The organism is Anaerocolumna xylanovorans DSM 12503, from assembly GCF_900143645.1.
Classification (GTDB): Bacteria; Bacillota; Clostridia; order Lachnospirales; family Lachnospiraceae; genus Anaerocolumna; species Anaerocolumna xylanovorans.
This window is the reverse complement of sequence record NZ_FRFD01000003.1, coordinates 1131115-1157008: the sequence shown is the minus strand read 5'-3', so window position 1 is coordinate 1157008 and position 25894 is coordinate 1131115. Positions and strand designations below refer to the sequence as shown.

General features: G+C 37.9%; 29 protein-coding genes and 1 riboswitch. Of the genes, 6 read left to right on the top strand and 23 right to left on the bottom strand.

Annotation, left to right across the window (positions count from 1 at the left end; translation table 11 throughout):
• Positions 1 to 29: 29 nt before the first annotated feature.
• The 7 genes from BUF11_RS04900 to BUF11_RS04870 form a co-directional block, all read right to left on the bottom strand.
• Complete coding sequence (locus BUF11_RS04900; protein WP_242952313.1) at positions 30 to 902, bottom strand: YitT family protein; 873 nt, start codon at positions 900 to 902, stop codon at positions 30 to 32.
• Positions 903 to 1065: 163 nt separating this feature from the next.
• On the bottom strand, positions 1066 to 1317 hold the full coding sequence (locus BUF11_RS04895; RefSeq protein WP_073587620.1) for a TIGR04076 family protein: 252 nt from the start codon (positions 1315 to 1317) through the stop codon (positions 1066 to 1068).
• A 201-nt stretch (positions 1318 to 1518) separates the two neighbouring features.
• On the bottom strand, positions 1519 to 2037 hold the full coding sequence (locus tag BUF11_RS04890; protein WP_073587619.1) for a DinB family protein: 519 nt from the start codon (positions 2035 to 2037) through the stop codon (positions 1519 to 1521).
• A gap of 255 nt (positions 2038 to 2292) precedes the next feature.
• Positions 2293 to 3552, bottom strand: a complete 1260-nt coding sequence (locus tag BUF11_RS04885; RefSeq protein WP_073587618.1) for an MFS transporter — start codon at positions 3550 to 3552, stop codon at positions 2293 to 2295.
• Between the two features lie 156 nt (positions 3553 to 3708).
• Positions 3709 to 4182, bottom strand: coding sequence for a MarR family transcriptional regulator (locus BUF11_RS04880; protein ID WP_073587617.1), 474 nt, complete (start codon positions 4180 to 4182; stop codon positions 3709 to 3711).
• A gap of 92 nt (positions 4183 to 4274) precedes the next feature.
• Positions 4275 to 4736 carry a hypothetical protein gene (locus BUF11_RS04875; protein ID WP_073587616.1) on the bottom strand — a complete coding sequence of 154 codons (462 nt, stop codon included), beginning with the start codon at positions 4734 to 4736 and terminating at the stop codon, positions 4275 to 4277.
• A 54-nt stretch (positions 4737 to 4790) separates the two neighbouring features.
• Entirely contained in the window at positions 4791 to 5315 is a 525-nt protein-coding gene (locus BUF11_RS04870; RefSeq protein WP_278277132.1) for a CDP-alcohol phosphatidyltransferase family protein, read from the bottom strand.
• 183 nt (positions 5316 to 5498) lie between these two features.
• Between BUF11_RS04870 and BUF11_RS04860 the strand changes: the two genes are divergently transcribed.
• On the top strand, positions 5499 to 5834 hold the full coding sequence (locus tag BUF11_RS04860) for a hypothetical protein (RefSeq protein ID WP_073587613.1): 336 nt from the start codon (positions 5499 to 5501) through the stop codon (positions 5832 to 5834).
• 117 nt (positions 5835 to 5951) lie between these two features.
• Here the strand turns inward: BUF11_RS04860 and BUF11_RS04855 are convergent, their stop codons facing one another.
• From BUF11_RS04855 to BUF11_RS04845, 3 genes are all read right to left on the bottom strand, one after another.
• The gene (locus tag BUF11_RS04855) at positions 5952 to 6500 is read right to left on the bottom strand and encodes a metalloregulator ArsR/SmtB family transcription factor (RefSeq protein WP_073587612.1); all 549 of its coding nucleotides are present in this window, start codon (positions 6498 to 6500) and stop codon (positions 5952 to 5954) included.
• Positions 6501 to 6574: 74 nt separating this feature from the next.
• A complete protein-coding gene (locus BUF11_RS04850) occupies positions 6575 to 6943 on the bottom strand; it encodes a hypothetical protein (RefSeq protein WP_073587611.1) in 369 nt (122 codons plus the stop codon).
• An 11-nt stretch (positions 6944 to 6954) separates the two neighbouring features.
• Positions 6955 to 7950 (bottom strand): aminopeptidase, encoded by a 996-nt coding sequence (locus BUF11_RS04845; RefSeq protein ID WP_073587610.1) that lies wholly within the window; start codon positions 7948 to 7950, stop codon positions 6955 to 6957.
• A gap of 331 nt (positions 7951 to 8281) precedes the next feature.
• Here BUF11_RS04845 and BUF11_RS04840 point away from each other — a divergent pair, with 331 nt between their 5' ends.
• Entirely contained in the window at positions 8282 to 9187 is a 906-nt protein-coding gene (locus BUF11_RS04840) for a DUF5643 domain-containing protein (RefSeq protein WP_073587609.1), read from the top strand.
• 337 nt (positions 9188 to 9524) lie between these two features.
• On the opposite strand, the gene BUF11_RS04835 is transcribed toward BUF11_RS04840, so the two are convergent.
• The 4 genes from BUF11_RS04835 to BUF11_RS04825 all read right to left on the bottom strand — a co-directional run bounded on the left by BUF11_RS04835 (position 9525) and on the right by BUF11_RS04825 (position 11329).
• Positions 9525 to 10172 (bottom strand): MerR family transcriptional regulator, encoded by a 648-nt coding sequence (locus tag BUF11_RS04835; protein ID WP_139243274.1) that lies wholly within the window; start codon positions 10170 to 10172, stop codon positions 9525 to 9527.
• 166 nt (positions 10173 to 10338) lie between these two features.
• Complete coding sequence (locus BUF11_RS04830; RefSeq protein ID WP_073587607.1) at positions 10339 to 10686, bottom strand: hypothetical protein; 348 nt, start codon at positions 10684 to 10686, stop codon at positions 10339 to 10341.
• Positions 10687 to 10883: 197 nt separating this feature from the next.
• Positions 10884 to 11024 carry a lmo0937 family membrane protein gene (locus tag BUF11_RS25185; protein WP_139243273.1) on the bottom strand — a complete coding sequence of 47 codons (141 nt, stop codon included), beginning with the start codon at positions 11022 to 11024 and terminating at the stop codon, positions 10884 to 10886.
• Positions 11025 to 11071: 47 nt separating this feature from the next.
• The gene (locus BUF11_RS04825) at positions 11072 to 11329 is read right to left on the bottom strand and encodes a hypothetical protein (RefSeq protein WP_139243272.1); all 258 of its coding nucleotides are present in this window, start codon (positions 11327 to 11329) and stop codon (positions 11072 to 11074) included.
• A gap of 290 nt (positions 11330 to 11619) precedes the next feature.
• Between BUF11_RS04825 and BUF11_RS25130 the strand changes: the two genes are divergently transcribed.
• The 4 genes from BUF11_RS25130 (at position 11620) to BUF11_RS04805 (ending at position 14881) form a co-directional block, all read left to right on the top strand.
• On the top strand, positions 11620 to 11856 hold the full coding sequence (locus BUF11_RS25130) for a MerR family transcriptional regulator (protein ID WP_334293028.1): 237 nt from the start codon (positions 11620 to 11622) through the stop codon (positions 11854 to 11856).
• 711 nt (positions 11857 to 12567) lie between these two features.
• Positions 12568 to 13173, top strand: a complete 606-nt coding sequence (locus BUF11_RS04815) for a hypothetical protein (protein ID WP_073587605.1) — start codon at positions 12568 to 12570, stop codon at positions 13171 to 13173.
• Positions 13174 to 13191: 18 nt separating this feature from the next.
• Positions 13192 to 14301, top strand: a complete 1110-nt coding sequence (locus BUF11_RS04810; protein WP_073587604.1) for a MarR family transcriptional regulator — start codon at positions 13192 to 13194, stop codon at positions 14299 to 14301.
• A gap of 19 nt (positions 14302 to 14320) precedes the next feature.
• The gene (locus tag BUF11_RS04805; protein ID WP_073587603.1) at positions 14321 to 14881 is read left to right on the top strand and encodes a hypothetical protein; all 561 of its coding nucleotides are present in this window, start codon (positions 14321 to 14323) and stop codon (positions 14879 to 14881) included.
• 250 nt (positions 14882 to 15131) lie between these two features.
• Here the strand turns inward: BUF11_RS04805 and BUF11_RS04800 are convergent, their stop codons facing one another.
• The 9 genes from BUF11_RS04800 to BUF11_RS04760 form a co-directional block, all read right to left on the bottom strand.
• Positions 15132 to 15314 carry a helix-turn-helix domain-containing protein gene (locus BUF11_RS04800; protein ID WP_073587602.1) on the bottom strand — a complete coding sequence of 61 codons (183 nt, stop codon included), beginning with the start codon at positions 15312 to 15314 and terminating at the stop codon, positions 15132 to 15134.
• A complete protein-coding gene (locus BUF11_RS04795; RefSeq protein WP_073587601.1) occupies positions 15311 to 15721 on the bottom strand; it encodes a sigma-70 family RNA polymerase sigma factor in 411 nt (136 codons plus the stop codon). The genes BUF11_RS04800 and BUF11_RS04795 overlap by 4 nt, the downstream gene beginning before the upstream one ends.
• Positions 15722 to 16142: 421 nt before the next feature.
• Positions 16143 to 16231: riboswitch (cyclic di-GMP riboswitch) on the bottom strand.
• A 408-nt stretch (positions 16232 to 16639) separates the two neighbouring features.
• Complete coding sequence (locus BUF11_RS04790) at positions 16640 to 17326, bottom strand: flavodoxin (protein WP_073587600.1); 687 nt, start codon at positions 17324 to 17326, stop codon at positions 16640 to 16642.
• Positions 17327 to 17366: 40 nt separating this feature from the next.
• On the bottom strand, positions 17367 to 18266 hold the full coding sequence (locus BUF11_RS04785; RefSeq protein ID WP_073587599.1) for a prolyl oligopeptidase family serine peptidase: 900 nt from the start codon (positions 18264 to 18266) through the stop codon (positions 17367 to 17369).
• 318 nt (positions 18267 to 18584) lie between these two features.
• On the bottom strand, positions 18585 to 21344 hold the full coding sequence (locus tag BUF11_RS04780; protein WP_073587598.1) for an alpha-L-rhamnosidase: 2760 nt from the start codon (positions 21342 to 21344) through the stop codon (positions 18585 to 18587).
• Positions 21345 to 21362: 18 nt separating this feature from the next.
• A complete protein-coding gene (locus tag BUF11_RS04775; RefSeq protein WP_073587597.1) occupies positions 21363 to 21596 on the bottom strand; it encodes a polya polymerase in 234 nt (77 codons plus the stop codon).
• Between the two features lie 4 nt (positions 21597 to 21600).
• On the bottom strand, positions 21601 to 23055 hold the full coding sequence (locus tag BUF11_RS04770; RefSeq protein ID WP_330393851.1) for a family 43 glycosylhydrolase: 1455 nt from the start codon (positions 23053 to 23055) through the stop codon (positions 21601 to 21603).
• Between the two features lie 49 nt (positions 23056 to 23104).
• Positions 23105 to 24805 (bottom strand): glycoside hydrolase family 3 N-terminal domain-containing protein, encoded by a 1701-nt coding sequence (locus BUF11_RS04765; protein WP_073587596.1) that lies wholly within the window; start codon positions 24803 to 24805, stop codon positions 23105 to 23107.
• Between the two features lie 30 nt (positions 24806 to 24835).
• Positions 24836 to 25843 carry an ABC transporter permease gene (locus BUF11_RS04760; RefSeq protein ID WP_073587595.1) on the bottom strand — a complete coding sequence of 336 codons (1008 nt, stop codon included), beginning with the start codon at positions 25841 to 25843 and terminating at the stop codon, positions 24836 to 24838.
• Between the last annotated feature and the right edge of the window lie 51 nt (positions 25844 to 25894).

Sequence of the window (25894 nt, the reverse complement as noted above, 5' to 3'; positions counted from 1 at the left end):
TTACTGGGCAGCAAGAAGTCTTAAAATTCCTATATGTACTTCTTTCCTACGCTAAAGCCACGTCCCCTTACTTCACTGACACGGCTTATAATGACAAAGGCTTCCTCATCGATATCATGCACCAGCTTTTCAACCTTGGCTAATTCTCTGCCTGAAATTACACTAAGAAGAATGTCTGTTTCTTCTTCCAGGTATCCGGTTTGGCCATGCAGGAGCGTCACACCTCTGTCTACCTCTGAAATAATAGCTGCTTTTATCTTGTCAGCTTTACTGCTTACCACTTTAAGCTGTATCCTGCTCGTTCCAAGCATAAGCAGTTTATCAATGATAATTGTATAAGTAAGAACCAATAGGATACCATACAGTACCTTTTCACCACTTTGCAGGATTCCTTTTAAGAAAATTACCTGCATAGCCAGTATTACACAATCTGCAATGTACAGACTGACTGATACGGGTATGCGAAAGAACTTATACAATATTAAAGGTGGTATATCCATACCGCCGGTACTTGCACCAACTCTGATAATAAGTGCAATGGAGGTACCGATGCAAATGCCGCCAAAAACCGTACATAATAAAATATCATCTGTAAGGATACGGGCTCCCCAGGAATTTTGAAGTATCGCCAGTGCAACCGGATAAGTGAAGGTACTTATCAGGGTTGTAAAAGCAAATTTTTTTCCTAAAATAAATAATCCCAGGAAAAACATAAGGACATTAAAGCCAAATACAAAGTATGATACCGGAAGACCGGTAATGTGGTAAATGCACAGTGCTATACCTGTAGTTCCTCCGGTAATTAGTCCCGAAGGCATAATAAACAGCACCACACCTGCGGCATAGAGGAAATTTCCAAATAATACAGTCAGTATTTCTAAAGCAAATCGTCCTTTTCTCATACACTCTCCCATAAAAAACACGTCTGTTAAGGTTTTCCCTAACAGACGTGGATCGAGGCTTTCGCCTAATACTTTTATACATATTTTATTTATAAATATTTATATCATACTTTTCTTACAATTTCAATCCCCTGTATTCTTGTATACTATATTTTTTGTATATCTAATCACTAACGATTTCACCATGAATACAAACCCGTCCGCCATCCGGGCATTTGGCATCAAAACATCTGGATTTGCTATTTCCATAATCTAAAACCCCGCCATTTAAAATTGTATAGACAGAAGGATAGATACAATTCCATAATTCATGGCACAAAGGCGGGCAGATATCTTCCACAAGAAATTCTTCTCCCTTCCTGTGATAACCGCCCCTGCAAGTGGAAGCTGTAATTGTAAGCTTAACCTTTTCCATTTTAATTATCTCCTTTTACAAGTATCCAATCACAGAGTTTATGATACTCCGGAGGTATATATTTTTACAAAAAATTCTTTTTAAAGATGTATTCATTCTATTCCCCCTCATAATAATCAATCTGATTGTCTACTCTATAGATCTGATTCATATTTTTACATGTACAATTCCACTCATCATTCTGCTCCTTCTTTTATTAATCTAAAAATAAAGAGAATATTCTCCTTCCGGAAATTCCGATTGCAGCCCCATGATTCTTGGCCATAAGTCTTCTCCGGCAATTACATATCCCATTAACATACCGATATGCATATCCAGATGCCTGTGCTGTGCCAGAATAAGATGAAATCTTGTATAAGGACATTTATCAGGCGTTTCTAAAAGCTTTCTATCATCCAGTCCATCCAGATAGGTAAGAATTTTATCCTTTATATCCTGATAATATTCTTTTAACAGCTCTCTTGACAGGTAACCTTCCACTGCTGCATCAAGGTCGTTAAGTCCTTCTTTATGGAAAGGCGGTTCTTCATATACCAGGGGGTTAATATACCACATATCAAGAGAATGAAGTGTATGATAAACATGCTTCCATAATGGCATGTCACAGTAAATCTTTTCCCAATAAGAATCCGGGATGGCATCAATTACATTATTCAGGCTCCAGAGTGTTCTGCTGGTCTGATCTTTTATAATATCAATATAATTCGAAGGAATAATCATTTTTACACCTATTGCATCCTTTCTTAAAATTTTCTCTCCCTTTTGTCTACCGATTACCTTGCGTAAACCTCGTCTATTCGATTGTTCATAATTAGCGCCCTTTCTATGTGGAAAACGGGAGCTAACCTACAAGTATATTATACCATCTCCGGCCTCCCGTAACAAGGATGTCATGGGCGCATGCTTATTTTTATCCCATTTTCGAACAAGCACTCGGTAAAAATTTCGCTTGTAAATTGACTGCTTTGCTCAGTGTTAAATATCTCTGGTTTGCCAACCATTGATATTTACATGGGTACTCTTATACAAAACTGGTATTGCCGCTGCTATAAGGATCATACCCATAAAAGCGGGTGCGGCAGACCCGAGTGACACATAGATTTGACCTCCGATGATAGGCCCAATCATTCTTGCTAAAGCCTGGATAGATTGGCTGCCTCCTTGAATCCTTCCTTGTTCACTGGAATCGACAGACTTGGAGAGCATCCCATTGAACGAAGGCCCAAAGATAGAATCACCAAAACCAAATATAAACATCCCAGCGATAAGAAAAGGATAAAATGAGAACAAAGCCGATGCTGCAATAAGACTGTAGCCTATAATCTCCGAAACCATTCCAAGAATTGCTATCTGTTTATCACTAAGTTTTATCAAAAGCTTTGGCATTATGAAACCTTGTGAAATGATGTCCTGGAATCCCATAATTGAAAACATAAGTCCGATTAGTGCAGGCTTCCAACTGAAAGTATCTATTGTAAATTGTGAAAAAACTGCCTGTAAAGATCCATTGGGTATCCAAAGTAAGAATGCTGAGACAAGCAGCCTTTTTAAGTTTTTCATGGAAAGTACGTTTGCAAGCTGTATAAATGGATTCAGCCTTACAAAGGTAATCTCTTTCAGTCTATTATTCTTGTCAAGGCTCTCAGGCATGAAAAAGTATCCATAAATAACATTCAATAAAGTTATTATTGCTCCAAAATACATGGGTACAGAATAACCGAACTTGGCAAGTAATCCGCCTAGAGTTGGGCCAATGACGGTGCCGACACCTACAACCGCACTCACCCATCCAAAGTATTTGGTTCGCTGTTCTCTGGGAGTGATGTCTGCAAAATATGCGAAGATAGTACTTATGCTGCCGCCTGTTATACCTTCTATTATGCGCCCGGTAAATAGTACCCATAGCGCTCCTCCTATGCCAAAAATGAAGTACCCGATTGCGGAACCCAAAAGACATACTAAAAGCAATGGACGACGGCCATATTTGTCGCTCAAAGCTCCAAGTGCAGGGGCCGCAAAAAATACGCAGACTGCATAAACAGAGGTCAGCAGCGTAACAACTGTAGCTTGTTCTCCCGGATTGCTTGTATAAGGCTGCACTAAGAATGGTACGACAGGTGTTATGATACTGAAGCCTATTCCGCAAAGAAACACAGAGATAAGACCGAATATTAAAGCGTGTTTATCTACGGTTTGTTCTGTGCTCTGTTCATTGTATGATCTAAATTTAAACACTTGAGTTCTCCTCTCAAAAATTGTATTTTTGCTTCCTTGGAAGCAAAAACATCATATCATTATTTTGTTTCCTTGTCAACAAAATAATAGCAATAAAAATGCAGCCTGTTCTCAATAGAGTCAGGCTGCCTGTGGTTTCAGTTTCATTATTCAAATTTATTCCGATTTAATATCGGTATCCAATTTCTTTATTTCTGCATCCAAATGCCCGCTATACTTTTCTATGAAGCTAAGCATACTGTCAAATTGTTCCTCAGTTACCTGATCAAATACGGCTTTATCCCGCTCACGAAACTCTTTGTGCAGTTCCTCATGAATGTTATAAATTACTTCCCCTTGTTCCGTAAGCCTAAAATAGATTTCTTTTTTGTTATCCGGCCTCTGATAGCTTTCGATAATGCCTTTTTTTATAAGCTTTTTAGTCATTTTACTTATGGCACCGCTAGTCATATAAAAGGACTCCGCAAGTTTTGTCACGTTGGGATCTAAATTTTTTCCAATGTATTCGATACAGTGTACTTCAGAAGACTTATACCCCTTAAAACTGTCTTTCATCTTAAAATTATTAAGCCAAGCCATCTTGTTATATAAATCCCTGAAACCCATTATGACCTGTTCTTCTTTGTTCATGGCCTGTCCTCCCACCCGTTGGTACATTAACAACATTATATTAAATTTTTGTTTCTATTTCAACAATATTAAAATAATTATTAAACATCTCCTTATATAGTATCCTTTAAATTTCTTAAAAGCTTCCAAACATTGCAGCCCAGATTACTCACCAGGGTGATGTTTTTATTCTCAGCCGGATGATACCAGGTTATAAAGCTTCCACCAGGATCACAGCCCTGAAAATAGGGTGAGTAGGTATCATCCTTTTCCTTTCTTAGCCAGATGCCATAGCCATAATAGCCTTCTTCCTCATTCCCGCTATGTACCTTTAACATTTCACCTGTCATCTTAGCTGACAGCAGCTTATAAGAGAATAAGGCATCCCAAAACTTTTCGATATCAATAACAGTGGTAAACGCTCCGGCGGATGCTGTCGCAAATCTGGTGGTCAATTGATTTGGTATCTTATTGGCCAGGTCCGCATATCCAAAAGCTTTATTCAAAATATGCCTGCCATTCTTTCTTACAGATACACAGCCATTAAAATCGGCATCAATTAATTCTTCCTTCATAATTCACCTCATTCCGCCGCTCACAGCGGCATAAAATCTGATAAAAGTGTTTCTTCATTCTTTGCCTGACTTCCTAAGAATAGATTTCACATCATGGTTAAGTTTCCTGGCTGTCAGGTTAATTATGAATTCTTCACCTGCGGCAATGGTTGCCGTACCAAGCAGCATAAAAGCGGTTGGAACTATTCCTAATGCAACATAAAATAAGGGAAAGCAAAACAATAGCGCTCCTGTTATTTTATTCATATATGTATGCAAAAAGGCAAAAGAATGATATTTCTTAAAACCAATTAAAAGGGTGGTTATCTTGATTATTACAATAAGCGTCAGCCAGATTAGCATCCAAAATGCCAGCTTTATAATCATTATCAATTTAAATAAGATTACAGCTGTAAACAGAAAGTCAGCTATACTGTCAAGAACTGCCCCAAAGGTACTGGCAGAATTCATTTTTCTGGCAATGTATCCATCCAGAATATCACTGGCTCCGCATATGATATAGAGAAGGAAAAACAAACCTGACATGGGCACAGTAAACAGTAATATAGCAGAAAACAAGATCCTTATTGAAGTAATAATGTTTGGTATATTTTTTATAGTTATTTCCTCCTGTATATCCTATATCATTAATATTCTGACTGCAATTTATTCACTATATTTTACCATAAAAAAAGAAGGAAGTCTAATCGTCGATATTTGTCAAATTTTGAAACTATACGGCATATTATATAATGTAATAATAAGGGAAGGAGTAAAAATATAATGTGTGAAGAGAATAGGCCCAGTGAAATCAACAATAATACAGAAGAATGCCCGGATAACGGAATTGTTTTCAAGCATGATAAAGATGGATTATCCATCTATATCACCATTTATAACACTAATAACAATGCAAACGAAGGCAGTGAAGCCGGTCTGAAACAAAGGGCTAGTGAAGGCGGGCAGATTTCCGGCAAAGCTGGACAGAACGCCAATCAAGGCGGACAGATTGCGGGAAAATGCGGACAGAATGCAAATCAGGACGGAGAAGTCAGTTCAGAAAATTGCGGCAGCTGCTTAGATACAGATTCTGAAATTATAGACCCACCACTATATTAAGCTGCCAAGAGATTGAGATACTTTAAGAGGAAGGTGTAATGCGGGCTGACTTTATATTAGTTAGAATACATTACACTCCTCTTGGAAATAATTTATCCGCGTTTCATCTCTTTTATTTTATATGGCTTTGTAAATATTACCATTTCTTTCTAATATTCCTTCCGAAATCATATCTCTTCGTATGGTACAAAAGTCATCATGGAAGTCAGCAATGATTATGTTTATGTCCTTTTCCGAATACTCTTTTCCTTTTTCAAAAGACTTTGCGATTTCTTCTAAGATGATTCGTTCTTTTTTCCGCTGTGCGGGTATTGACTTTAATTTACCATATTCAAAGAATGAATCAATTACTCTCTTCCTATAGTTCCTATCGCGTTCTTCCTGCTCCTCTGCATTGTCAGCTTCTTCTTTTATAATTTCCAAAATGTTTGTCATAAAGATATCTTTGCATAGGGAGTACATCATATAATACTGATCCTTATAGGAAGTAACAGCACCTGCATCCTCTAATTTTTTTAAATGAAAGGAAATAGTTGCGGGAGTGAGAGCTAGTCTTTCAGCCAGCCTTTCCACATACATATCTTCTATTATCAGGGATTTTAAAATCCTCATTCTTGACTTATCGGCCAGGACTTTAAATAGTTTTAATGCATCTGCTTCTGTCATTTTAACTCCTTTCGTGAATATCAAATCTTTGATTTGATATTCCTGAATACATAGTTGAAACTTTATTTTTCAACCTAACTCCTTTCCCAAATCCTTAAAAATGTACTCTGTATTTCTTCTAAGGTTTGCAGCTTTATTTCCTCAATCGTAATTTTTTCTATATCGTTAAATTTTCTGGCATTTTCATAGGATTTCTTCCAGTTAGCAGGAATAGTTTCCATCTTGGATACGAATAACTCTTTAACCGCCTCTTTATCAAGAGCTTTTTGATTAGCCACTCCCAGAAACACTGTCTTAAAAATTTGATAAATATTACCCTTTACCTTTATAAAATTGGCATCATCATTCCTATATTCCTGCATTAATTTCATACTTTCATCCTGTGTGCTTTTAAAGGATAAGTCCAGATACTCTAAAAATTCTATTTTCCCATTCTCATGCATATAATCTTCTCCTATTTTACCATTTCTACTTTCCCGGCGCCAACAAGATCCATATGAAAATCAGCTTTATTTTTTCCGCCAAACATCCGGTTATCACCGATTGCAATGTGGAAGGTATCATGCATTTTTTCATCCAATACTGTGTAGCCGCACATACTTGTGATATTTTCATTACAGCCAAATCCAAGCTCACAAACAGTCAGGTTTTCTTTGAGGAGGCTTTCTAGGAAGTGATTCACCTGCTCATGATTGCTGTTTGTTATTATACCGGCTTCAACCGTTAATATAACATTTTCAAATACACCAGTATCTTCTATAAACAATTTATTATAAAATATAGTACCGTTTGTTTCTTCTTCAATGGGAGCGATATATACTTCACCGCATGGCCAGTCCCCGTCCCCGCAGTCAGCAATCCAGGTTCTGCCCTCTGTCACCAGTTTTAAACTGCAATTATTACCTGTATGTAAAATAATTTCCTTCGCAGCCTCTAATTCATTTATTTTCTCCTCACATATTTCTTTTAATTTTAAGTAGTCGATATCATATGCTTTTGTCATCCGATCTATATATTCCTCTGCACTCAAATTTGATTCCAGTGCATTTTCTATGGATGGAATACGGATTTGAGTAAATCTTTTCTTCTTCATTAAAGACTCAAATAACTTTTTCATATAATTTTTGTAGCAATCCATTTGTTCTGCTGTAATTTCATGCTTTAATACCACAGGCTGATAGATAAATACATCTATGACAGCATCAACATTTTCAAAGATAGAATAATATTTGTCATCAAAACTTGTTCTTTTCGCATTTGTAAAAACATTTCTGTTATGAGTTCTTGACTGCTGTAATTCAAAGGGTGAAGCTCCAAGTTCTGCCACAGCAACCGCAAAATTATGCATAATATCAATATCAGAGTCTTCTCCCCAGAACTGAACCAATATCAACTCTCCTGCTGTTACACCGCTTACTTTCACGATTTTTCTTATTAATTCAGTATTCATATACCTCTCCTTTTGATTAGACAATTATCAAATTGTATTTTTATTATAATATACATATAACTATAATGTCAATTATAATTTTATAATTATCTAATCAAATTTAGCGATGTTCTGAAAATATACACCTACAGTTCATAATTTCATATTAATTCCTTTCAGGAATATCAAATCAAAGATTTGATATTAGAAATACAGGAAAAAATATTTCCCCGGTAATTTGTTGTAAAATATTTCATATATGGTAAAATGAATGTGATAAACAGAAGTTGAAAGATTGGTTAACAGTTAATAAATAACAAATAACTATTTTCCATTTTGAAAAGAGGATAATATGTTTAAGAAAATGAACATAGTGGACAAGGAATTCCTAATTCTAAAATTATTAATTTCTTTATTGATATTTATTACTATTACACTGTTCTTCAGTCCCATTAGGGTAACGCATGATTCTTTGAATCAACGCTTTTCCAATATCATATTTCAGAATTTTGAAAATATGGGAGGTAATGCTGGAAACCCTATAAAATCAATATCGGCAAATAATCTGACATTAAATATTTATAATATTGTTTTTGAAAACCAGGAAATACTATTAAAATACGATCTAAGGAAAGATGATAATACCTCAATCCCCGGTCAGGCTATATCTTATGCTATGGTTTTCGACCAAAATCAACATTACAAGTATAAGTCCGAATATAATGTGAAAGCTTTGAGCAATGATCTATCTTCCACGACGTTAGCTGTTTTAACAAAGGAAAATGCAGATACCGTTTCAAATTATCTTAATAAAACGGTAAAAATTTCTATAAATATTATTTATAAATCAAATGATGATAATCAGGGGCTTACACAAGACTTTGAATTTGAATATACGCCAACCCAAATATATAATGAAACAATTATTCAAGTAAACCGTGAATTCTCCTATTTGGATAAGTCAATTAAAGTAAAGCAAATTATACTGAATGGATTGTATATGCGCATTGAATGTGATTATGAACGCGAGAGGTCCTCTGATATGTGGTGTTTCTTCAAGGCATATGATGAATCCGGAGAGGAAGCAGCATTTTACGGTGCATCTGCCAGTGAAAATACTTCTGAATATTTTTATAATAATGTAAGCGAAAAAGCCACCAAATTATATCTCTATCCAAGAATATATCAATACGATGCCACTAGTAAAGAAAAAATAATTCCTCTTGACGAAAAAATAGAAATTATACTACCGAAATAATTTTGATACTTTTCTTCAAAAGTCCCTTCCTCTACAGTATTCCTGCCAGCTTTTTGAGATTCATATATGCAAAAATAAGCCCCACCTTCATTTCCATCCGGGCTTTTCCTATCATTTGCATATATTAGAATTCATGTTTTTTGCTGTGCCAAAATTCTTTCTATGGTTTCCTTCCGCAAGCCTTTTCTGCATTTTTTACTATTCATACAAGTTTTTAAATGTGTTGTATCCGCAAAACTTGGGGGTTTGTCAGTTTAAATTTATAGCATCCCGCATGTGGTTTTTCACAAAAATTGAAAAATGGTATCTTGAGCATCTGTGTCAACCATGCATACTTCTATTCCAATAGTGTATTGGGTGAATGTTTATAAAAATCCAGAGCCCCCTTTGCCATACACAATGTCACAAGGTTCGTATACTGCGCAACATATGAAAGTGCTTTTGGATCGCCGTCACCAATATTTCCCAATGTTTTCAGCGCAATATCTGTTGCCCCTAACTCTTTATTTCCTATTACAGATGTCGCAGTCTCACTGAATTGCTCCACCATATAAGTTATTAGTCCGCACAGTGTTTTAAATGTGGATTCTAACCCTCTTTCAGCGATCATTGGTTTTAAGAGATCGTCAAAAAGGACTTTTATTTTGCTTAATGGCAATATTGGCTTGAACATGTCTATTAAAATATAGTAAAGAATCTGTTCTTTTGTGTAATAGGAGTATCTGGAGTTTTTTACTTCCTGCTCCGCGGGGATGAGATTCTCCGCGAGATATGTAAAAAACATTTTTCGAGTGATTTCAACACCTATAGAACGAAGATATTTTTCAACCTTAGAATAGCTTACATGATCGGGAATCTTTTGGAGATTAATTGTATTATATTTATTTTGAACATTTTTAGAAATACCAGTAACGACTTCCTTTATGATTAGTTCATAATTATCTTTTTCAATATTCCTTAATTCTGCTGCCCGTTCTTTGCTCATTTCCACAACCCTTTCTCTATTTTTGAATATTATTATTCGCAAGTCCAACCATTATTATAACAGCTTTGTGGCTTGTATTGATGTACTGATACTGATATCCGGTCCCGCATTTTTATGTTCTAAAACGGTGCGTACCGGTAACAATGCTTTAGCAGTGAGGTGCTTATCAAATACCCTTTTCACTGCTGTTCTGCAAGGCATGTTGCTCGATTATGTTCCGCTGCTGCTCATTTTCCTTTATTAATTGCTCTATTTCTCTTTTTGACTGATCGGATGCCTCTTTTCTTAGCTGCACATTTTCTTCTTTCTGTTGGGAGTGTTCTCTTTTCTGATGTGCGGTTTCTCCGCCCCGTCCAGCATATATCAAGATCAGTAGACCCAATATACCCAGGATAATTGCCCCGATATTGGCTAAAACGGGATAAGTTGTAAATACCGGCAACAGATTTGTCAAGCCCAGAAAGCCTGTTGCCAGGAAAGCCAGGCTAAGAATAAAACCCATCATTTTTACCATATGAAGCACCTCCAATACTTTTAACAAATTTTCTAATTGTAAATGTTGTTTCTAATCCGCAACAGGTAACCAATCGGGTAAACACATAAAAGGAATATACTTATTTTTATGGTTTGGAATTGTTCAACCATTCAAGTTCCGGTTGCTATTTGCTTCTTAGCCGGTCGCGAATGAAAAACAAAACTTAGACAGTAAATTTATTTCCCTTTAATTATTCTTACCAAAACCATGATAATTGCTATTGCCAGAAGAATATGTATAAATCCGCCCAGTGTATACGAAGTGACTAAGCCCAGAATCCATAAAACAATGAGAATAATTGATATTAACCATAACATTTTGTGTGTCCTCTCTTCCTTAGTGCTAACCCTAGCACCCTTTGCTTTTAATATTTTTTTAGTTCTTTTGAAATGTCTTGAGCAGTTCTTTGAATATCCTTCTTAATTTCTTGATATCCTTCTTTTATTCCTTTTCCAATATTATCCTTTCGTTCATCCGCTTTAGCAACTTTTGCCGCCGCACGGCTTGCTGCGTCGCTGACTTTCTCTGTCGCATGGTCCGCTGCATTGCTGACGGTTTTTGCCGCAGTTTGAATAGAGTCCTTCATATTTTCCACAGTGTTTACAGCTTTGTTGTTTTTCATATGAATCACGATTTCCCTTCTTGTTTTGAAACGGTAAAGTCCCAACTTCTTGATAGTGCAGTTTTTTGATATATCTGGTTCATATATGTGTTACCTAATGGATATACTATTATGTTATACCTTATTGAGATAAATGTCAATGACTTTATAAAATTAGAGCTCTTTTTCATAACCGTAGCGAGATTATGTCTATGCAGACGAGTTTTTCGTTCTGATATAAGCAAGTGCATTCACCAGTTACACGGTGGATGCTGACGTGATGCTCGACGAACTTATAATACGTTCATTTTATTTTCCTCCTTGCATTATCTGGCATACATGATATGCCTTATGAAACTCTACGATATTATTGCAATGAAGGCTTAGTACCCAATGTAAAAAGGGACCAAAACAACTGCCGTATTTTTGATGATAGGGATTTGAATTGGCTGCGCAGCTTACAATGTTTGAGAAAATGTGGCCTGAGTATCAAAGAAATAAAAGAATATTTAAATTTATGTTTAGAAGGACCTTCTTTATTAAGATAAGGAAAACGATTCTAGCAGTAAAAAAAGAGCCTTTTAAAAGAAATTAAAAGTATTGAAGAAAGTATTGCTTTTATTAATCGCAAACAAGAATTCTATGATGGTGTTTTGACGGGAAAAATTAATCTCTGATAAATATCACCAGGAGCAGGCTCTTAGATTATTTTCTCCTATTATGCATCATATTTTAAGTTGAGTTTTACTCTCCGGCTTACTATTTCCGGAATTTCTGAAATTATATCATTCTTTTATAATTCTATATACCAAAGAGAGCCTCCACAAAGTCAACTGAAGTCTGGCTGAAAAAGGAGATTGCTTCTCCTTTGCATAATAAATTATATTTTTTATTGATGGAGCAATAAAACAAAATCCGAACCTCATAAATCAAAGGTTCGGACTTACAGCTACTTGACGGAGACGGTGGGATTCGAACCCACGTGCCCTTGCGGACAACTTGATTTCGAGTGTTACGTGCTTCATGCACTTTCGTGGAATATTGAGTATTATGATACCCTCTCATGGACTTTAAAAAACCTTTGAAATCCGGGTATTTTAGCGAATAGATTTAAAAAATGCCCTAAAATTCGAACCCACCGGGCATTAGCAAAAAATCATACAAAAATGACTCTTTTTTTCCCATAGGAAAGAAAGAGGAAAGAAAATTCTATCAAGTTCCACCACCTACCATTGACAAAAATTCGGAGGTGACTTGATATGAACAATGAACATTCTTATCTTCAGGATCAGTATACTGATATAATTACTTTAGATCAGTTCTATCGGATTTGCCATATTTCTAAACGCAAAGCAAAGTGGCTGCTGGAGAACAAAATTGTCCCTTGTAAGGACTCAGGGAAAAAGACACGTCGCTTTAAAATAAAGCTGACAGATGTGATTGAGTACCTAAAACGGCTTGATGCCGGAGAAATAGATGCTATACTGCCAGTCGGTATTTTCTCTTCAAAGTGTAAAACCCCACGCCAGCGAAAGAAAATATATGTCGATTGGCTTTGCGAATATATACACGCCAATGGTACAGAGCAGTTACGGCAATTTTATGAAAAAAAGCATAAGAAATATCCTGATTTACTTACTTCAAAAATAATCTCGCAAATGACCGGGTTCTCCACATCCGCAGTCGGTAACTGGATTAAAGGCGGTCATTTAAAGGCATTTACCGGAAGCGTTAACCGTATTCCCAAAATTTATTTAATTGATTTTCTATGCTCATATTATTATATTAGAATTCAGAATCAAACAAACATACAAAAAGCCGATGCACTAAACTTTCTGGACACAGTCAAAACAAATAAAAACTAATTAAAGGAGGCTTTTTGTATGCCAGAATATCAACTTGAAATCAAGCAAATTGTGGACTATCCACGGTGCCGGATTTATCGGCAGTTTATACAAACTCTGATTGAAGACCGGAGCATTCGCATAAATGGATGCTCCGGTCTTTTTTATTTTGTGGTCCTTTGCTCTTATGCAAACTTCCGCACCTCATACCGAAGGATAGATGGAATCAGCTATACGGTCTACCCTGGTGAATGGGTCTGCCGTTTGTCCGAACTGGCAGGCTGGTTCCGAACACGCTACAATTACCAAACGATCAAGATTCTGGATCTTTTACAGGAACATCATCACATTACCTATTCCCGGATCGGGCGTGGTAATGTGATAAAATTCCGTATACAAGACTGGAAAAAGCACAATACGGTCCTCGATTACAATGCCCCATGCCAAAAGGATGCGGGCTTTTTCTTTTTCCCAATTTCTAAGGTAGCGGAGCTGATTAGTATCGGAAAATGCTCCGAGATGGACATGTTGCTGGATATGTGGATGCACACCATCTATAACGACGAGCAAGTACATGGGTCTGACATCGGACCGGTCGTTTATATGCGAAATGGTACTGGTTCCCCGTTGATCGGCTATTTTGAACTCGCGCGCCGCTGGGGGCTGTCAAAAGCTACCGTTGGCCGAATCCTAAAAAAACTTTCAAATCAGAATTATCTTTCCGTGCTGTCCTTTCCTGGCCGACATGGAAGTGTCATCTACTTAAATAATTATCTCTCCACTATGTTCCAAATCTCAGACATTATGATTGATAAGGATGAGGTTGCTATGTCACTCAACATAAAGATTTCTGTTCCGTATGGTGCTGAAACAGAATCGGAGGCCGCTATTACGGAGGAACAGATATATGTTTCAGAAAAAGATATTAGCGTATCAAAAACGCGCTTCTGCAGAATCATCGGAAAAGTGGTGCAAATCCTTTCCGCAGGCGGACTTGCTTGCTGTGACTGCTCCAATTCCATATATAAGTTATCTCCCTTATCTCACGACTGCAAGGAAGCTTTTAGGGAGTACCGTTTGACTATTGTTTGTGGGGAAATCGAGCTGTATCATTTCGAGCTCCGGCTTTGCCCCATTTCAAAAATATGACGATGAGGAGGATTTTGCCATGAAGGATAATGATAAAATAAAGCTGCAGAATGTAGACCAGGAAATAGTCGAAGATCCGTTGTTTCATGACACCTGGAAATTGCTAAAAAAATACAGGGATGTGGTATGGAGCCTGGAACTTTCTGTACAACAGGTACGGAATAGCTTTCAGATTGAATTTGGTTCCAGCATTGAGGATTTTCTGGACTCTATCTATCTTGCCGGTGCTGATTTGTCGGGCAGCAGCCTGGAGCATCATGCAAAGTGCATTGAACGCAGCCACCGGATGCTGAAATTGATGGAAACGGCAATTGATCTTTTACGCAGCAAGCACAAATATGGGGAAAGCTATTATTGGGTTCTCTATTATACCTTTTTATCCCCACAGCAACTACGTAATGTAGAAGAAATCATTGAGAAACTGCAACCGCACATTCGTAATATCTCATTCCGTACATATTACCGCAAACGTCAGGAAGCGATTGAGGCTTTAAGCTCTGTGCTTTGGGGCTATACCTCTAAAGATTGTATGGATGTTTTGGAGAAGTTTTTTCCTGATTCCCTTGATAGCAGTAAGTGACATTAAAAATGAAATAGACAGCACTTAGTAGAAATTTGCCGGATGCAGCCTTTGTAGATAAGGCACCTAACAAGCCCAGCCCTATAACTACTTGAAAACAAAAGATATAAATGCTGAAGATACAATGAAATACTGTAAAAATCGCCAAGGTACAGAAAGTTCAGGCGTAAGAGTCAGCTTGTCCACTTCTCTCTTACGCCTGATAGGCACAGAACTATTGTTGCTGTTTTCGTAGAAACAAGTAAAAAATTTATACTTTTATTTTTTGGACACAGCGCAACAGTGTCAATTGAAGCTCCTGATAAAGATCCTCGTCAAAAACCCCATCTATAATAGATTCTCTTATCAGCAATGGTTTATACATCTCTACCAATTGCTTGACAGCCAAAGCTTCATTACTTTTTGCTAAAAGCAGTAATTCCTTGAAATTCATTGTTCCTCACCTCCCAACTCCTTGCGAAGCTTTTGAAGCAACCTGTAGTAGATGGAAGTAACCGTCTTATAACCAACACCAGTCTCATTTGCAATCTCTTGAAAAGACCGTTCATCAAGTACCTTTCTGGTCAATATCAGAAGATCCTGGTCTTTAAGCTGTACAAGCGCCCGTCTGAGGTCATTGTTTTCCAATTGTTCCAAAAGCGGCAAATGAGGTGTCAAATCCTGCTCAAACTGCAGTTCCTTTCTTTCCTCTTGCATATCCAGTGGAATTTCCCATTTCATACTTCTGGATTTGGTCTGTAAAAACTGTATCTTTTGCCGCCTTACTGCTGTCACAAGATAAGCCGTAAACTGGTTTTGCAAAACATTGGACTCTCCAATGCCGTCATTATGTATTTTCATGTCCTTTCCTCCGATTTCTGAATTTTTTTAAGAAATTCAGAATCGAAAGGAGGGGAACGGCAACGTGGGCTCATAGCATGCTTCTGGAATGTATTTATATGTTGTCGCTGCAAATTGGAAAATAATGGTCGAGAATGATAAAAAAATGTCGAAAAGAAAAAGCCAGCATTTTGCCTATAGCAAAATACTGGCTTAAATAGATATCCTATTGGTAAGATGGCGTATGAACGAAAAGTGCCGTCTTTATTTCGACCTTCAAAAGGGTCAAAAGGGCTTGTTGCAGGGAATTAACATAGTAGTCCCCCCTTCGTCAAAAGCATGACAAAAGCCCTTCTCCTGATACCCAAAAATCATTCGTCAAAAGTCAGAAAAACACAAAAGCCCACCCTTATTAATAAAGGGCAGGCTTTTTTGCATGACTCTCGGCAACCAGGCTATCATAACGTATCATACGTCTTAGATCCTACGGCTTTGCGTCCCCACCTTTCGATGGGTTTGCCCTTGATTTATTCTGTTGGTTGATATGTGTCACATTCTCTGTTAATGTTTCTTTACTGCTACCTGTATGTTCCATACAGGTAGCAGCTTCTTCATAGTGTCAAATTACACACTGAACGTAAGTGAACCGTTGGAGTAGAGGCAATACCATTTACCGGGCACCATAATATCATGTGAATAGGGAATTGATGGGAACGTCCTTATGACTAACAGTACCATTACATTTAGATACAGTTCTTCATAACTCTGTGCCTCCCTTAGTTTCGTGTCTGGTATTTCAAAACATCAAGTATTCCTTTATTTACAACATTCAAACTTGCCAATTATATTGTATCAACATTATTGGTAAAATTTGTATTGCAACCTCTTGAAAAATATGCCACTATGATTCTCTTAGTAAAGGAAGATGAGGTTTGAATATTATTCAAGAAGATATTCCTTTATTTTATCCTCCGCAGAAGTAGGTTCCTGTGCATTAATCGCGATTCCATCATCCACCTTTGCTCCCTTGGCATGTTCTCGAATCAGACTAACTGTATCTCCTGCACCATAACCTCCATTGACATTAATTGGATATATATCTTTTCCAGTCAGATCATAATTATCTAAAAAAGAGGCTACAGCCTGTGGAAGAGACATCGCCCATGTAGGATAAATCAGTATGATGCGGTCATAATGCTTCATATTCTTCACTTTCCCGGCAATCTCAGGCAAATATCCTTTCTCCTGTTCCTCCACATTCTGCTTTACCGTTTTCTTGTAATCTGCCGGATACTTATCGGCAGTCTGTATCAGAAAAACATCTCCACCTATCACCTTTTGAACATCATTCGCAATCACTTCACAATTTCCAAGGATTTCATCTCCATCCAATTGGATGCTGGCAGATGATTCTGCATCGACATTATCAGGGAAATCCGTATTGCCAACACGGGAAAAATAAGCGATCAGAATATTGCCGTCTGCAGATGTCGGTACTTGTTCCGATGCTCCAACTGCAGTTGGGTTGTTTTTCGCTGAATCAGTGGTACCCAATGTATCGGTTCTACCGCATCCTTCCAAAAGTACAATACTCATGAATATGGCTATAAATGATAATTTTCTCATGTGGTTTCTCCTTTATTCTTCAATGATTTCGCCGGATATTCTACTTTTGAAATAACCAGCCCATGATATCGGAATCTTTACAAAACAAAGCCGCACCGCCACCATGTTGATTCCTAATTCCACCTGCATTGAAATATCCGGCATCCTTTATATTGAGTACCAGTAGTTGGTCAATTTTCTGTTCGGTAAGTCCCTGCTCCTGATACATTTTGTAAATTTCCTGATAAGTTTCTTGAAAGGGTTTGGAACCATAATATTCGTCACTTTCTCCAATAACAAAATACACAGGGGTTCTTGCCTTTACCAGGGCATCATATCCTCCGTCCCACTGGGAGCTGCACATTAAAGCCGCAGTATAAAGTTCCGGACGCTTATCTAATACAAGGGACAAGGTTTCACCTCCGCCGGAATAACCATTGATATACACCTTATCCGGATCAATATTGTAATGATTCAGGAAATAATCTGTTAGTATAATTGTCTGATTCGCAGATGTTGCACCCCAGTCATCTAACTGCGGAGCAACGATAATCATTTGTTCATTATAGTTCTGTGCCTCAAAAGCAAATTCTTCTGCTTTGATATTTACAGCCACACCCTGAAAATAAAGGCCTTCGTAGCCGGGTAATGTAACAAACAATGCATATGGCTTGCTTTTGTCGTAGCTTTCTGGAATGTAGACACAGTAATGGATTTCGCCCTCTGATTCAGAGTAAAGCACACTATCAACAACAAAATCCCGGTAAACCTTAGAGCCATCCACTACATAATCCTTTGTATCCATCTCACCTGTATCCTCGCCGGTTACAACTTCTTCCGTATTCTGTGGCTTAACTGCATTGTCGGATATCTCAGAAGATCTCTCTGAACTGGCAGTACTGCAGCCTGTACAGGCGAGTACCAATAATATGACCATTGCAATTCTTTTATGTTTTTTCATAATCACCTATTTTGACTGTTTACTTCCCTTCCGTGTAATCTGGTAATCTGTTATCACATCCATATCAAGTTCATTAACAAAAAGTCCATCATGAATTATGGCTCCATCCTTATTATTCTCTTCTAATAATTTTTTGTTGGATGTATGACTCTGTTTCAATAGCTTTAACTTAATCAGAAAATGTGAGAACTTTGTGAGAAAAAAAGTATATTTTTATGAAAGGTATTCCCCAATTTATTAATTCAGCTCTTTTTTTTAGCTGCGCAAAAGTAATCAAGAGCCGGAAGCTTAAAACCGCCCCCAGCTCTTAAATACGTTTTAGATCAAGTCTGATAATTTTTCTACTGCCTTTTGCACCATTTCCGGTCGAAATCCCATAAAAGTCATAAACTGTAAGTCATTCATGCTCATACTAAGATTTTCCGGATTTTTACTTTGAATCAAGCCATAAGCAATGGGCAGTTCTTTTTTAATGATTTCCATGGCTCTCTCATCATTCTCCAGTTCTTCCAGACGAGTATCCATATTGTATAATTTCCTGTAATCACATTCAGGACGATAGGTTTTTTCATAAGTTCCTGCTTCTAATTTAACTTGTTCCCCTCTGGTTCCGGGAAGTATTGCTACCGCTGTACAATCAAAAGGAACTTCGAAGTAAAGGGTCACTGTTCCGTCTTTATTTAGCTTCCAGTTTGATACATATTTCCCGCTTATAGAATCGTACGTGAAATTTACATACTGCAGCTTTGCATTCAACTGAGGTGCAAAACGTACAGCCTTAAAACCTGGTTCCATCTCCTGGATTCCTGCAATATTTCGATAAACATATTCCATTACGGAACCATAAGAATAATGATTCAACGAATTCATTTCTGTTCCGCTGATGGTTCCGTCATCCAGAATAGAATTCCACCGCTCCCAAATGGTAGTTGCGCCAAGGTTTACGCAATACATCCAGCCGGGAAATCCCTCCTGGAACAGTATATGGTAAGCCATATCTTCCATATCATTTTCCGCCAATATCCGGCACATCATAGTAGCACCGACAAAACCACCTTTTATCTTATAACAGTCCTTTTTCAGACGTACTTTTAACCCTGTAATAATACGGTCTTTGCTGGTATAGATATCGAACTTCAGGCAAAGAAAATATGCTGTCTGGGTATCAATCGTAAGTCTTCCGTTCAGTGAGAAATATTCTTCCAGGATGGCCTGGTATATTTTCTCTGCTTTATTGCGGTAATGGTTCATATCCGTTTCTTTTCCAAGAATACCTGCTGCTTTTGCGGTTTTTAGAACAGATGCATAGTAATAAACAGACGCAATAAAATAATCGTCTGTGCCGCCTTTCATGCTCTGGGTTGTTACTCCGTCCTGCGCCAGCCAATCACCAAAATGAAATCCAAAATTCCAAAGATGTTCTTCTCCGTTCTCTTTATCCTGATGAATAATATAATCCACCCAATCCTTCATCATTGGATAATAGCCTTCCAAATCATCTCTATCTCCATAATACTCATATAGAGTCATAGGAATAAAGGTTGCTGCGTCACCCCATACACTACTGCCTCCGGGTATTCTGCTGTTATTGGGTATATAATTGGCTATTGCGCCATCATGTTGCAGCTGATCAATATGCAGGTCATGAAGATACTTCCGGTAAAATGCTCTCGTATCCATGTTAAAGCATGCAGTAGGAGCAAATACCTGTGCATCGCCGGTCCAGCCAAGACGTTCATCCCTCTGCGGGCAGTCCGTAGGCATGTCTAAGAAATTCGACTTCTGTCCCCAGAGACAGTTACTTGCAAGTTGATTTAGCTTTGCACTGGAAGTCTCTATTGTTACAGCGATATCTAGATCTGAATACACAACTTTTCCGGTAAAATTTTCTTTTTTAATTTCTACAGGCCAGCCTGTTACTCTAACATAACGGAATCCATAATAAGTAAAGTGTGGCCGGACCACTTCCTTCCTGCCATCAGACACATAGATAAACCTTGATTTTGCTGTACGGTAATTCGCATTGTAAAAGTTCCCCTGCTGCAATACCTCTCCGAAATCCAATGTAATTGTTGTTCCTTTTGAGAATTCCTGAAGGAACTCCATATAACCGGTAAAATTCTGTCCCATATCCAGTACGGTCTCTCCCGCCGGTGTATGTAGGATTTCCTTCACCGCCAGTGTTTCTTTAACTTTCACCGGGAGACTGTAACGCTCTACCAGCATTGCCTTTAATTCATTGCTTTCTTTCAGCACCTCCACCGGCTTTGCATTATTTTCTTTATTCCCCCAGAGAAGATGATTAAAAGTTTCTCCATCATAGATATCGCTCATTTCTATGTCACTGCCACGGTATTCCCATGTTTCATCGGTAAGAATTGTTTCCTTGGAACCGTTCTCATAAGAAATGTGAATTTCCGCAATGGCCAAAAAGCGATTTCCATAATACTCTACATCTCCGTCATACCCGAGCCGCCCCTTATACCAGCCATTCCCTGTCATGATTTCTATTTGATTTTCACTTTTTAAGATTTCTGTAATATCATAAGTCTGGTACTGGATGCTGCTGTTATAATCATTACAAAACGGAGCTAGATAATCTTCTCCGATTTTATATCCGTTTAGAGAGGCTTCATATAACCCTAACCCTGTAACGTAGATTCTGGCAGACTTTACCTTCTTTTGAGTTGGAAATTTATGAAAGAAAATGGGATGAAAATGGTCTTCTTCTTTCATACCAATAAAGGCAGCACTCCAAGAATCTGCCATTTTTCCTGTCTCAAAGTACGCTGTTTCACTTCTGACTACTTCTTCATTCTCGCCTGTCACTTCTATATAATAATAGTACCGTGTTTGTGGCTTTAGAGAAATTTCCAGACGTTCTCCAATGCAATTTAGATCACGGCCTTCTTTTTTGTACAGAATTTTATCAAACACTGAAGTCTCACTGACTACGATTTTTGCATTAATCTGATACCTGCTTTTTGCCTCTACAACTTTCCATGAACATTTAATAATTGGATAGGAAAACCCCATTGGGTCTTTTATTCCATTTATTTTTGTATCAACCACTCTCATAATATTCCCTCTCAGCACTTATTCAAATAGAAATTTTGCCAGCTTTTCCATATCTTCCGGTTCGTGTGCGACAACTTCCAGATTTGGAATCTCTGCCATTACCGGGAATAAAGTAGCTAATGAAATAATCTGGCACAGCTTTGACCTTAGATTTAATCTATCACCCTCGCCTGTTATTAATTCTACCTCTCCTTTACAGGAGTCTACTACTTTAAAAAATGCCTCTACATCGGTCACCTTATCAATCTTCATAGTCTTATTCCTCCCGGTCAAATTCAAATTCCAGAAAATCTATTGCGGCTGTTCCCTTATAAGTAAAATACAGTGCCTTTTTCCCATCCTGTACCTGCAATTGGCCTTTATATCTGTACCATTCATCAGAGGGCATAATCTCTATCGCTGCGACATCTTTATCGCCTGCCTTGGTGCCTATCCACATAACACCCTTTCCTTTGCCACGAACCGTAATAGTAATGACTGCTGTCTTTTCAAAAGAAAAATACTTAAATCCAGCAACAGAACCTTCAGTCATGTTTGCAATATACTGTTCCGGTTTATCTTCACGGTCTTCACCGCTCTGGGTAAAATATGGATGAAAATCCGGAACTTTTTCGCCAAATTCATATCTCATAGCGCCTTTTCTGCTCCAAAGATTGCAGGCAATTCCTGCATTGTATTTCCCTTTTCCCCATAAGGGACCACCATTTAAGCCACAACTTGTCATTTCAACCTGGCAAATCGTCCCATCTGTTTCTATCTTGATTTCCTCTGCACAGCCCTGCCTGGAAAACTGGTGTCTGTTAGTCTGCCTGTGATAAAATACGTACCATTTCCCACTGATTTCTATCATGCTTCCATGATTATTTCCGGTATAATTAACTGCTTCCTGCTCATTCCTGCCATCCAGATAAATGTCTCCATTGGAAATAATAGTTCCTCCATATGTAAATTCTTTATCTGGATAATTACTTGTAGCATAACATAATTCATGACCATTGATTGACGAATAGATAAAGTAATATTTATCACCGGCTTTCCGAATGGAGGATGCTTCAAAAAATTCGTGTCCTTCAAAACCAGTTCCTTTTCCATTTGCTTTCCATGGGAAAATATAATCCGGCTCCTTTTTAACCGTGAGCATATCCGACTCTAATTCTATGACCATCCCGCCTCTTACTATCGGTGCAGGCATGCCAAAGTATTCCCATGGTCCATGTTCCGGACAGAACCCAGAATACAGATAAACTTTTCCGTCTGAATCCACAAGTACTCCCGGATCAAACTGAAAAGCATCTCCTTCCCGGCTGCCAAGCAAGGTTCCATCCGCATAATGGACATGCCCATAAAATTCATAGGTTCCGGCCGGAGAATCACTAACTGCTACTGACATGACTCCAAGAAAATCAAATGCATAATACAGATAATATCTTCCGTCTGCGCCCAGTGCTACATCCGGAGCAAAGAGATTTCTATCTCCATTGGGGCATAATGGATCTTTTCTCTTGTCGAAAATTCCCCCTTCAAACTTCCAGTTTCCCAGGTCATCAACCGGCGCTGACCAGCAGACATAATTTAGCTCGCAATAATTGCCTCCGTTAAATTTATCATGGCTTCCGTAAATATAGAGATGGTCTCCGAATACATAAGGTTCTCCATCCGGAATATATTCATAGGATGGTAAATATGGATTATATGCTTGTTGTTGCATCATTGTTTTCTCCCTGCTTGTTTGCGGTAATTTAAATTAGTATCTAATTATTTTAATATGTAAGATACTCTTTTCCACAGAATGGATCTATCGGGCTTTTTCCTACAAACGGGCTCTTTCCTATTATCTTCTCCACAACGGTATCAATCATCATGTCATGGTTGGAATAAGCATTGATATATGTCTTTATCATAGGCACATCTAACAGGTGATAGGGATTTTGAAGAGATATAAACATTGTCGGTACTATTTCTACAAACCATGGGATATTATTGCCTGCTCCGTAAGGTGCATGCCAATTTAAACGGTTTGTGGTTTTATTGGATGCATTTTCTACATTGCCGATAAATATGACCAAGTCATATTTATTACGAAACTCAGTCACTGTTTCAAAGTGCATCGGTTTGGAGAAATCAAAGACCTCTTTTTGATACGGAATCATCTCAAAGCCTTCCTGTTCCATGCGCTCTATAAAGCGTTTTGCTACTCTCTCTTCTGACGGACAACTTCCCATAATTTCAAATAATACACGTTTCTGCTTTTCCGGTGATATGGGAAGTAATTTCTGGGTATCTTTTACCAGTGTCACAGATTTCTCTGCACATTCCTTTGCCCATTTTTTATGTTCTTCACATCCGATAAGGGATAAATTTTCCTTCTTTGGTATCAAGGTTCCTTCTTTTCTCTTAATATGCAGTTTTAATGCTGCCTTGGCAGCAAGAATTCTTGTCACTGCATCCTCTAAGCGTTTTTCAGAAAGGATTCCTGTTTCATATCCTTTTTTCATAAAGCCTAAATCTTCTTCATAATCTTTGTTAAAAAGAATCATATCACAGCCGGCTTCTATACAATATGGAACAGACTTTTCACGGTCCATTGCACATAAAAATCCTGCCATTGGTGTCGCATCTGTAATGATCATCCCATTAAATCCCATTTTTTCTCTTAAAAGATTCTGAAGTAATTCAGGAGACAAGCTCGCCGGTATCAGTTTATCAGGAGAAGCAGGATTAAATTTCTTCTGATATGCAGGCAGGGCGATATGACCTGCCATAACTGTTAATGCCTCTGCATCAATTAAAGTCTGATAAATATCTCCAAAAGTACGATCCCATTCTTCACAGGATAAAGAATTTACACTTGTTAATATATGCTGATCTACTTCATCCACTCCATCGCCCGGGAAATGCTTGATTGAAACTGCTGATCCACACTCTTTTGCTCCCCGCATATAAGCAAGGCCGCACTGCTTTACCATTTCCGGATTGGCACCGTAAGTTCGAACATTTGTGATGGGATTATGATAATTCATATCAATATCTACCACCGGTGCAAATGCATAATTGCATCCGACCGCCTGTGCCTCACTACAGCTAATCTTTCCCAGACGGTATGCCTGCTCTGGATCACTTGTTGCAGCAGCCTGCATCTGTTTTCCAAAAGCGGTGCCCTCTTCCACAATTCCATCACCACCGGCTTCTAAATTTGCTGACAAAAGCATTGGTATCTTTGCATGCTCCTGTAAGTAACTATATGCGAAAAACAATTCCTCTGATTTTCCCGTGCGGAACATTAGTCCACCAGGATTGCGGTTTAAGATTTCGTACTGCAAATACTGCTCATTTGGTGAATAACCAATGGGGAAAAATAACTGTCCTATTTTTTCATCCAGAGATAAAGACGCTTTTGCCTCTTCTACCCACTTGATATCTTCGTCTGATAAATAAAATGGTTTTGCTTTTAAATCAATCATAAGTTACCTCTGCTATTTGCGCATCACTTTCTATCTTTTTGCTTGGAATCTTGCCAGAAAAATTTCTATTTTATCTGTCTGTGCTGAGAATGCATAGAAAGCTAATACAAATATTCCCATAATAATCTGCTGCCAGCCGCCGGCTCCCAGGTTTAGACAGTTTAATCCGTAATTCATAATTTCCATTCCTATAGCTGCAATTATTATTCCAACTACATCAAGGCTTGCAAGTCCGATAAACGTTCCCATAAATACCGGAACGATGTAAGAGAATAAAATTCCAGATGTTGCAAGTCCGGATTGTGGTTTTACTTCATTCTGTGAAACATATACAATTGCTGCTAATCCAATAATAATTCCTGTAAAAATATAAGAAATAAAAACATTCTTCTTTTCATTAATGCCGATATTTACACCTGCACGCTGATTATTTGAAAGTATCTTCCCCTTACGGCCGGCGGAAGTAAAATAGCTATATATTACAAATGCTGCTACTGCAAGTGCTGTTGGGAATAAAACCCCCGGCATTCTTCCAAATATGGAAGTAGTCGCCTGGGAATAAAAAATTCTGATACCCTGACCACCAAAAACAAGATAGGTAAGAGATTCATATAATAAGGTCATACCAATGGTACAAATGATAATCGGTAATTTCCCTACAATATAAATAAAACCTGTAAAGCAATTGAGGATAACGCCCAATACAACTGCTATGATCAATGCAACCCATGGACTTTGTGTTTGGATTCCTATGTTTCCTGCCACAATTGCTGTTAAAATCATTGAAGCCCCACCAGAAAAATCAAACCTTCCGTTTTTAAGCTGCAACCAGATTGCCATTGCCACACAAACGGTCATACAGGAATTAATAAACACCTGTTTTATCAAGTCTGTGGTTAAAAATATCAACTTTCCATTCACATAGGACTTATCATTGCTTGCTGTAATGATGAGCATCACCGTAAACATTAATAATGGAAAAATAACTGATAAAATTATTTTTTTCAAAATAGTTCGTCCATTGCTTGAATTCTTCATACCGTTTCCTCATTATCCGGATGATGTCAGGGGGACTAATCCCCCTTCATC

What these genes read in the sequence shown, in the direction of transcription:
- BUF11_RS04900 (WP_242952313.1), bottom strand. Translation starts at nt 902, where the DNA reads ATGAGAAAAGGACGATTTGCTTTAGAAATACTGACTGTATTATTTGGA.
- BUF11_RS04895 (WP_073587620.1), bottom strand. Translation starts at nt 1,317, where the DNA reads ATGGAAAAGGTTAAGCTTACAATTACAGCTTCCACTTGCAGGGGCGGT.
- BUF11_RS04890 (WP_073587619.1), bottom strand. Translation starts at nt 2,037, where the DNA reads ATGATTATTCCTTCGAATTATATTGATATTATAAAAGATCAGACCAGC.
- BUF11_RS04880 (WP_073587617.1), bottom strand. Translation starts at nt 4,182, where the DNA reads ATGAACAAAGAAGAACAGGTCATAATGGGTTTCAGGGATTTATATAAC.
- BUF11_RS04875 (WP_073587616.1), bottom strand. Translation starts at nt 4,736, where the DNA reads ATGAAGGAAGAATTAATTGATGCCGATTTTAATGGCTGTGTATCTGTA.
- BUF11_RS04860 (WP_073587613.1), top strand. Translation starts at nt 5,499, where the DNA reads ATGTGTGAAGAGAATAGGCCCAGTGAAATCAACAATAATACAGAAGAA.
- BUF11_RS04855 (WP_073587612.1), bottom strand. Translation starts at nt 6,500, where the DNA reads ATGACAGAAGCAGATGCATTAAAACTATTTAAAGTCCTGGCCGATAAG.
- BUF11_RS04850 (WP_073587611.1), bottom strand. Translation starts at nt 6,943, where the DNA reads ATGCATGAGAATGGGAAAATAGAATTTTTAGAGTATCTGGACTTATCC.
- BUF11_RS04845 (WP_073587610.1), bottom strand. Translation starts at nt 7,950, where the DNA reads ATGAATACTGAATTAATAAGAAAAATCGTGAAAGTAAGCGGTGTAACA.
- BUF11_RS04840 (WP_073587609.1), top strand. Translation starts at nt 8,282, where the DNA reads ATGTTTAAGAAAATGAACATAGTGGACAAGGAATTCCTAATTCTAAAA.
- BUF11_RS04835 (WP_139243274.1), bottom strand. Translation starts at nt 10,172, where the DNA reads ATGAGCAAAGAACGGGCAGCAGAATTAAGGAATATTGAAAAAGATAAT.
- BUF11_RS04830 (WP_073587607.1), bottom strand. Translation starts at nt 10,686, where the DNA reads ATGGTAAAAATGATGGGTTTTATTCTTAGCCTGGCTTTCCTGGCAACA.
- BUF11_RS25185 (WP_139243273.1), bottom strand. Translation starts at nt 11,024, where the DNA reads ATGTTATGGTTAATATCAATTATTCTCATTGTTTTATGGATTCTGGGC.
- BUF11_RS04825 (WP_139243272.1), bottom strand. Translation starts at nt 11,329, where the DNA reads ATGAAAAACAACAAAGCTGTAAACACTGTGGAAAATATGAAGGACTCT.
- BUF11_RS04815 (WP_073587605.1), top strand. Translation starts at nt 12,568, where the DNA reads ATGAACAATGAACATTCTTATCTTCAGGATCAGTATACTGATATAATT.
- BUF11_RS04810 (WP_073587604.1), top strand. Translation starts at nt 13,192, where the DNA reads ATGCCAGAATATCAACTTGAAATCAAGCAAATTGTGGACTATCCACGG.
- BUF11_RS04805 (WP_073587603.1), top strand. Translation starts at nt 14,321, where the DNA reads ATGAAGGATAATGATAAAATAAAGCTGCAGAATGTAGACCAGGAAATA.
- BUF11_RS04800 (WP_073587602.1), bottom strand. Translation starts at nt 15,314, where the DNA reads ATGAATTTCAAGGAATTACTGCTTTTAGCAAAAAGTAATGAAGCTTTG.
- BUF11_RS04795 (WP_073587601.1), bottom strand. Translation starts at nt 15,721, where the DNA reads ATGAAAATACATAATGACGGCATTGGAGAGTCCAATGTTTTGCAAAAC.
- BUF11_RS04790 (WP_073587600.1), bottom strand. Translation starts at nt 17,326, where the DNA reads ATGAGAAAATTATCATTTATAGCCATATTCATGAGTATTGTACTTTTG.
- BUF11_RS04785 (WP_073587599.1), bottom strand. Translation starts at nt 18,266, where the DNA reads ATGAAAAAACATAAAAGAATTGCAATGGTCATATTATTGGTACTCGCC.
- BUF11_RS04780 (WP_073587598.1), bottom strand. Translation starts at nt 21,344, where the DNA reads ATGAGAGTGGTTGATACAAAAATAAATGGAATAAAAGACCCAATGGGG.
- BUF11_RS04775 (WP_073587597.1), bottom strand. Translation starts at nt 21,596, where the DNA reads ATGAAGATTGATAAGGTGACCGATGTAGAGGCATTTTTTAAAGTAGTA.
- BUF11_RS04770 (WP_330393851.1), bottom strand. Translation starts at nt 23,055, where the DNA reads ATGATGCAACAACAAGCATATAATCCATATTTACCATCCTATGAATAT.
- BUF11_RS04765 (WP_073587596.1), bottom strand. Translation starts at nt 24,805, where the DNA reads ATGATTGATTTAAAAGCAAAACCATTTTATTTATCAGACGAAGATATC.
- BUF11_RS04760 (WP_073587595.1), bottom strand. Translation starts at nt 25,843, where the DNA reads ATGAAGAATTCAAGCAATGGACGAACTATTTTGAAAAAAATAATTTTA.